Source organism: Glycomyces sp. NPDC021274, assembly GCF_040641195.1.
GTDB lineage: Bacteria > Actinomycetota > Actinomycetes > Mycobacteriales > Micromonosporaceae > Glycomyces.
The window spans coordinates 695,837-701,836 of sequence record NZ_JBFADC010000003.1 but is presented as its reverse complement, the minus strand read 5'-3'; the positions used below and the strand labels follow the sequence as shown (position 1 = coordinate 701,836).

The following is a 6,000-nucleotide window of genomic DNA, read 5'->3' as shown; positions in this document are numbered from 1 at the left end:
CATGGCGAGCATCGACCTGGCGTTCGCGACGATCGCGTTCAAGCGCAAGATCGCCTACAAGGGCACCTGGCTGTTCTCCGTCCTCTTCGGCGGCTGCTCCTGCGGCGCATACGGGTCGCGGCGCAGCGACTGGCTCGGGTACGGGTCGCCGCTCGGCGGCGCGCTTCTGGGCGCACTGGGCGGGGCGCTCGGCGAGCCGTGCGCGCCGTAGCCCTGCTGGCCGCCGTAGCTCTGCGAGCCGGGCCCGTACTGCGGCGGCGCGCTCGGCGATCCCTGCGGCCCGTAGCTCTGGTCCCGGGGTGCGCTGGTCGTGCCGAACCCTTGGTCCCGCGGAGCGCTCGGCGCACCATAGCCCTGGTCACGGGGTGCACTGGGCGCACCGTAGCCCTGGCCACGGGGTGCGCTCGGCGCTCCGTACCCCTGGTCCTGCGGTGCGCCTCCGGGCTGCTGCGGGTCGAACATCGAACCGGCGGCGGGCGGCGGCGTCGGCGCCGGGTGCGGGCGCGTCGAACCGAGGTCGCCGTAAGGACTCGGCGAGCCGACCGGGGACGGCCCCGGGTGCGACCGGGTCACGGCCGGATCGTAAGGCGCTGCGGGGTTCGGCGGCGCCGACGGGGCCGCGTACGGCCGCGTGGCACCCGCGTCGCCGTAAGGACTCGGCGGTGCGGCCGGGGGCGAACCGAGGTTCGCCTGCGGCATGATCTGCGTGGCGTCCGAGGCGCCGGGCCCGCCCGGCTGCTTGACGACCGGGAGGATCGTGGTGCCGTCGGGGCCGATCTGGCCGCCGGGCATCCCCGGTGCGGCGCCGAAGCCGCCCTGCGGCATGACCTGCGTCGAATCCGAACCGCCGTACGCGGGTCCGAACTGGGTCGGCGCGGCAGGAGCCCCGCCGACGAGGCCGCCGGGGTGGATCATCGTCGGCGCGTCGGCCTCGGGACCGGGGGCGGCCTGGTAGACGCCGGGCGTCCCGACCTGGGCCGCGGTCGGCGTGTGGTCCGGCGGGGTCTCCGGGGCGAAGCTCTCGCCGTCGTCGTCGTCCTTGTCCTTGCCGCCGCGCAGCAGGAAGAAGATGCCGACGATGCCGCCGATGACCAGCAGCGCGCCGATGACGATGAGGAAGATCAGGGTGGACGACATGCCGTCGTCCTCCGGCTCGGGAGCGGCCGCCGACTCGGAGGTCGGGGCCTCGGCGGCGCTCGTCGGCTCGGCCGTCGGCTCCTGCTCGACTTGCGCGAGCGTGATGTTCTTCGTGAAGGTCTCGCTGCCTTCACGAACGGTGAGCGTCTCTTCCTTGTCCTCGTAGCCCTCGGCGGTGATCTTCAGCGTCATGTCGCCGGGCGCGATCGGATCGGAGGAGTCGCCGGTGAACTCGTACATGCCGTCGCTGTCGGTCGTCGCCTCGTGCGTCTCGCCCTCGCCGTCGGTGAGTTCGAGTTCGGCGTCCGCGACCGGCTCCGCGTTGGAGGTGACCTCGCCGCTGATCTTGGAGACCGTCGACACGGTCGACGTGCCGACGACGTTGATGCCGGTCGACTTGCTCTGGCCCTCGATCTCGACGGTGAAGTTCCCCGAGAGCTGCTCGCCGCTCGGCAGGTCCGACTCGACGACCGTGGTCACCGTGAACGAGATGGTCCGCTGCCCGTTGGGCTCGACCTGGGCGCACTTGACCTTGTCCGCGTCCTCGCGGGTGCACAGGCCCGCACCGCCGTCGTTGTCGACGGCGGCGATGACGTCGTTGAGCCCGTCGACCTTCGCCTTGATCGAGATGTCCTTGGGCTGCACGGGGTTGAAGTTCTGCACCGTCACCGTGATGACCGTGGCCTGACCGCCGATGCTCACCGGGTTCGGGTTGAATCCCCCGTTGAACCAGCCGTCGACCTCCTGCTGCGCCATCGCGGCCTGCGGGAACGCAAGGATGCCGAGGAGCACACCGCCCGCCGCGGCGAGGCCGGCCAGGCGCGAGCGCAGGCCACCCCGTCCTCCGCGCCGGGACCGCGGGACGCTAGTCTGGGTCCCGCTCGGTACGACCGCTACGGTCATCTACATCCCCTCCTGGGCATGTGCCATCCAGCACCGCTCGCGGCGATCTGCCACGGGCAGGCACGACGAACCCACGGAAGCGGGCCGTCGTCGCCACTATGCCTGGTCTCATTTCGGTCACGGGACCGGGGTGCAGGCACCGCGGCATCCGTGAGCCCGCTCTTCCGGGCACGCAGCCTGGCACACAATTGCAAGAGCACGCCCGTTCGGCGACGTGCCGTAACGGGCAGTCTAACGTGGTTCGGAGGTCTCCCCGTGGACGCTGTGGTCGATGCCATGGCCGCGATCGACAACGGTGAAGCGCCCGACCGGGAGTCCCTTAAGGGCGCGGTCCGGGCGCTGCTGCAGGCGCTCGCGGAGAAAGCCCCTGGTCACACTGTGGAAGTGCGCGTCCCGCCGTACGGTGCGGTGCAGTGCGTCGAAGGCCCCCGGCACCGCCGCGGCACCCCGCCGAACGTCGTGGAATGTCAACCGCTCGTGTTCCTCCTCCTCGCCACCGGCCGCACCCAATGGCACGAAGCCCTCAAATCCGGCAAGGTCTCGGCCTCCGGCCAGCGCGCCGACCTGAGCGAACTGCTCCCCCTTGCGGCGTCCACGGGCGAACCGCTCGGCGAATAGCCCGGCGGCTCCTCATTACCTGCGGCTCCTTATTACTTGCAGCAGACTGCCCTGGAACCAAAGCTCCAGGGCAGTCGCAAAATCCTATAGGATATATCCTATGCGGTCTTATTCGCCGAGGTAGAGGCCGATGCGGCCCTTCCAGGACGCCTCGAGCTCCTCGCGGCCGATGTCGAAGTGGTCGCGCAGGTGCAGGCCGTCGGTGTTCGCGTCGGTCACGCCCAGCGGCGTGATCGGCAGCCCGCGCTGCTCGCACGCGGTGCGCACGGCCAGCTCCTGGCCGCGCGGGATCACCACGAGCACCCGCCCGGACGACTCCGAGAACAGGTACGTGAACGGGTCCGCGCCCTCGGGCAGGAGGATCTGCGCGCCGAGCCCGGAGTGGCAGATCGCCTCCACGAGCGCCTGCGAGAGCCCGCCCTCGGAGAGGTCGTGCGCGGCGGCGAGCTGCTCGGTCTCGGCCAGGCGCGAGAGGAGCTCGGCGAGCTTCATCTCGTGGTCGAGGTCCACCTTCGGCGGCACGCCGCCGAGGTGGCCGTGCTTCACCGACGCCCATTCGGAGCCCGAGAGCTCTTCTTCGGTGGTGCCGATGAGCGCGATCGTGTCGCCGGTCTTGCCCAGGCCGAGCGGGATCCGGCGGGCCACGTCGTCGATCACGCCGAGCACGCCGATGACGGGCGTCGGGTGGATCGCGTCGCGGCCGGTCTGGTTGTAGAACGAGACGTTGCCGCCGGTGACGGGGATGCCGAGCTTCTGCGCGCCGTCGGCGATGCCGGTGACGGCCCGCTCGAACTGCCACATGACGTGCGGGTCCTCCGGCGAACCGAAGTTGAGGCAGTCCGAGATCGCGATCGGGGTCGCGCCGGTGACGGCGACGTTCCGGTAGGCCTCGGCGAGCGAGAGCTGCGCGCCGACGTACGGGTCGAGCCGCGCGAAGCGGCCGTTGCCGTCCAGGGAGATCGCGATGCCGACGCCGGTGCGCTCGTCGAGGCGCACGACGCCCGCGTCGTGCGGGGTGCCGAGCACCGTGTTCCCGAAGACCGAGGAGTCGTACTGCTCGGTGATCCAGGACTTGTCGCACAGGTTCGGGCTGGCGGCCATGTCGAGGACGGTCTGGCGGATCTCCTCGTCCGTGGTCGGACGCGGCAGCGTCTCGGCCCGGTCGACCGCGATGAGGCCGAGGTCGTTCGGCTCGGCGATGGGCCGGTGGTAGACCGGGCCCTCGTCGGCGAGCGACTTCGGCGGCACGTCGACCACGGTCTGGCCGTGGAAGTCGACGACGAGCCGGCCGGAGTCGGTGACCGTGCCGATCTCGGTGGCGAGCAGGCCCCAGCGGCGCGAGCGCGCGAGGACTTCCTCCGCCTTGGCGGGGTCGACGATGAGGAGCATCCGCTCCTGCGACTCCGAGGCGAGGATGTCCTGCGGCTCCATGCCCGTGGCGCGCAGCGGGACCCGTTCGAGGTCGACGTGCATGCCGCCGTCGCCGGCGGCCGCGGTCTCGCTGAGCGCGCAGGTGAGCCCGGCGCCGCCGAGGTCCTGGACGCCGACGACGAGGCCGGCGTCGAAGAGCTCGAGGCACACCTCGATGAGCAGCTTCTCGGTGAACGGGTCGCCGACCTGCACGCTCGGGCGGGCGTCGCCTTCACCGGTCTCGGAGAAGGTGGCGCTGGCGAGGACGGAGACGCCGCCGATGCCGTCGCGGCCGGTCTTGGCGCCCATGAGGATCACGGTGTTGCCGACGCCGCTGGCCTGCATGGACTGGAGGCGCGAGCGGGGCAGGACGCCGACGCTGAGGGCGTTGACGAGCGGGTTGCCCTGGTAGCAGGCGTCGAAGTAGGTCTCGCCGCCGATGTTGGGCAGGCCCACGCAGTTGCCGTAGTGGCCGATGCCGTCGACCACGCCCGGGAGGACCCGGGCGGTGTCGGGGTGGTCGATGGCGCCGAAGCGGAGGGAGTCCATGACGGCGATCGGGCGGGCGCCCATGGCGATGATGTCGCGGATGATGCCGCCGACGCCGGTGGCCGCCCCCTGCTTCGGTTCCACGTAGGACGGGTGGTTGTGGGATTCGACCTTGAAGGTGACCGCGATGTTCTCGTCGATGGCGACGACGCCCGCGTTCTCCCCGATCCCGGCCAGCAGGCGCGGGGTCTTCGGGTTCTTCTCCCCGAACTGGCGCAGGTGCACGCGGCTGGACTTGTACGAGCAGTGCTCGGACCACATGATCGAGTACATGGCGAGCTCGGACTGGGTGGGGCGGCGCCCGAGGATCTCGCGGATCCGCTGGTACTCGTCCTCCTTCAGGCCCAGTTCGGCCCACGGCTGCTTCTCGTCGGGGGTCGCGTCGGCGACCCCGACGGTGTCGATGGCGACGTTGAGCTGGCTCATCGGCTGACTCCACTGGTGTCGACGGCCCCGGTGAGGTGGGCCAGGACGGAGGCGACAATGCCGAGCCCGTCGTTCGACGGGCCGGTCAGCTCGTCGACGGCGTGCTCGGGGTGGGGCATGAGGCCCACGACGTTCCCGGCCTCGTTGGACACCCCGGCGATGTCGCGCATCGAGCCGTTCGGGTTGTCGAGGTACCGGAAGACGACGCGGCCGTTCGCCTCGAGCTCGTCGAGGACGGCCTCGTCGGCGACGTACCGGCCCTCGCCGTGCTTCGCGGGGAAGACCACTTCGCTGCCCGGCTGGTAGAGGCGCGTCCACGCGGTGCGGGAGGTCTCGACGCGCAGGCGCGCGGGGCGGTTGCGGTAGCGCAGGTGGGCGTTGCGCACCAGCGCCCCCGGCAGCAGGTGCGATTCGCACAGCACCTGGAAGCCGTTGCACACCCCGAGGACGGGCATCCCCTGGGCCGCGGCGGCCTTGACGGTGTCCATCACCTGCGAGAAGCGGGCGATGGCGCCGCAGCGCAGCGCGTCCCCGTAGGAGAACCCGCCGGGCAGGAACACGGCGTCGACGCGGCCGAGCGCGGCGTCGTCGTGCCACAGCCCCACCGGCTCGCCGCCGGCCAGGCGCACCGCGCGGGCGGCGTCCCGGTCGTCGAGCGAGCCGGGGAAGGTCACGACCCCGACGCGCGCGCTCATGCGCCCTCGATCGACAGCGAGAAGCTCTCGATGACCGGGTTGGCCAGGAGCTGGTCGGCGATCACTCGCGACTGCTCCTCGACGTTCTGGGCGTTCTCGTCGAATTCGATCTCGACGCGCTTGCCGATCCGCACCGACGACACGTCGTTGACGCCCAGCCGGGGCAGCGCCCCGAGGACGGCCTCGCCCTGGGGGTCGAGGATTTCGGACTTCAGCATCACGTCGACCACTACACGGGCCACGGGCGCACTCCTGTCGGTCA

General features: G+C 71.2%; 5 protein-coding genes. 1 reads left to right on the top strand and 4 read right to left on the bottom strand.

The annotated features are described in order from the left end of the window. Positions 1-54: 54 nt before the first annotated feature. Entirely contained in the window at positions 55-2,040 is a 1,986-nt protein-coding gene (locus tag AB0I03_RS10900) for a carboxypeptidase regulatory-like domain-containing protein (RefSeq protein ID WP_360409939.1), read from the bottom strand. A gap of 276 nt (positions 2,041-2,316) precedes the next feature. Here AB0I03_RS10900 and AB0I03_RS10895 point away from each other — a divergent pair, with 276 nt between their 5' ends. After that, the gene (locus AB0I03_RS10895; RefSeq protein WP_360409991.1) at positions 2,317-2,658 is read left to right on the top strand and encodes a sterol carrier family protein; all 342 of its coding nucleotides are present in this window, start codon (positions 2,317-2,319) and stop codon (positions 2,656-2,658) included. 108 nt (positions 2,659-2,766) lie between these two features. Here AB0I03_RS10895 and purL read toward each other — a convergent pair whose 3' ends face one another. The 3 genes from purL to purS are packed head-to-tail and all read right to left on the bottom strand — an operon-like array spanning position 2,767 to position 5,980. After that, entirely contained in the window at positions 2,767-5,043 is a 2,277-nt protein-coding gene (gene purL, locus AB0I03_RS10890) for a phosphoribosylformylglycinamidine synthase subunit PurL (RefSeq protein ID WP_360409936.1), read from the bottom strand. Beyond that, positions 5,040-5,738 (bottom strand): phosphoribosylformylglycinamidine synthase subunit PurQ, encoded by a 699-nt coding sequence (gene purQ, locus AB0I03_RS10885; protein ID WP_360409933.1) that lies wholly within the window; start codon positions 5,736-5,738, stop codon positions 5,040-5,042. Before purQ ends, purL begins: the two co-directional genes overlap by 4 nt. Further along, positions 5,735-5,980 carry a phosphoribosylformylglycinamidine synthase subunit PurS gene (gene purS, locus AB0I03_RS10880; RefSeq protein WP_205324642.1) on the bottom strand — a complete coding sequence of 82 codons (246 nt, stop codon included), beginning with the start codon at positions 5,978-5,980 and terminating at the stop codon, positions 5,735-5,737. Before purS ends, purQ begins: the two co-directional genes overlap by 4 nt. Positions 5,981-6,000 lie beyond the last annotated feature (20 nt).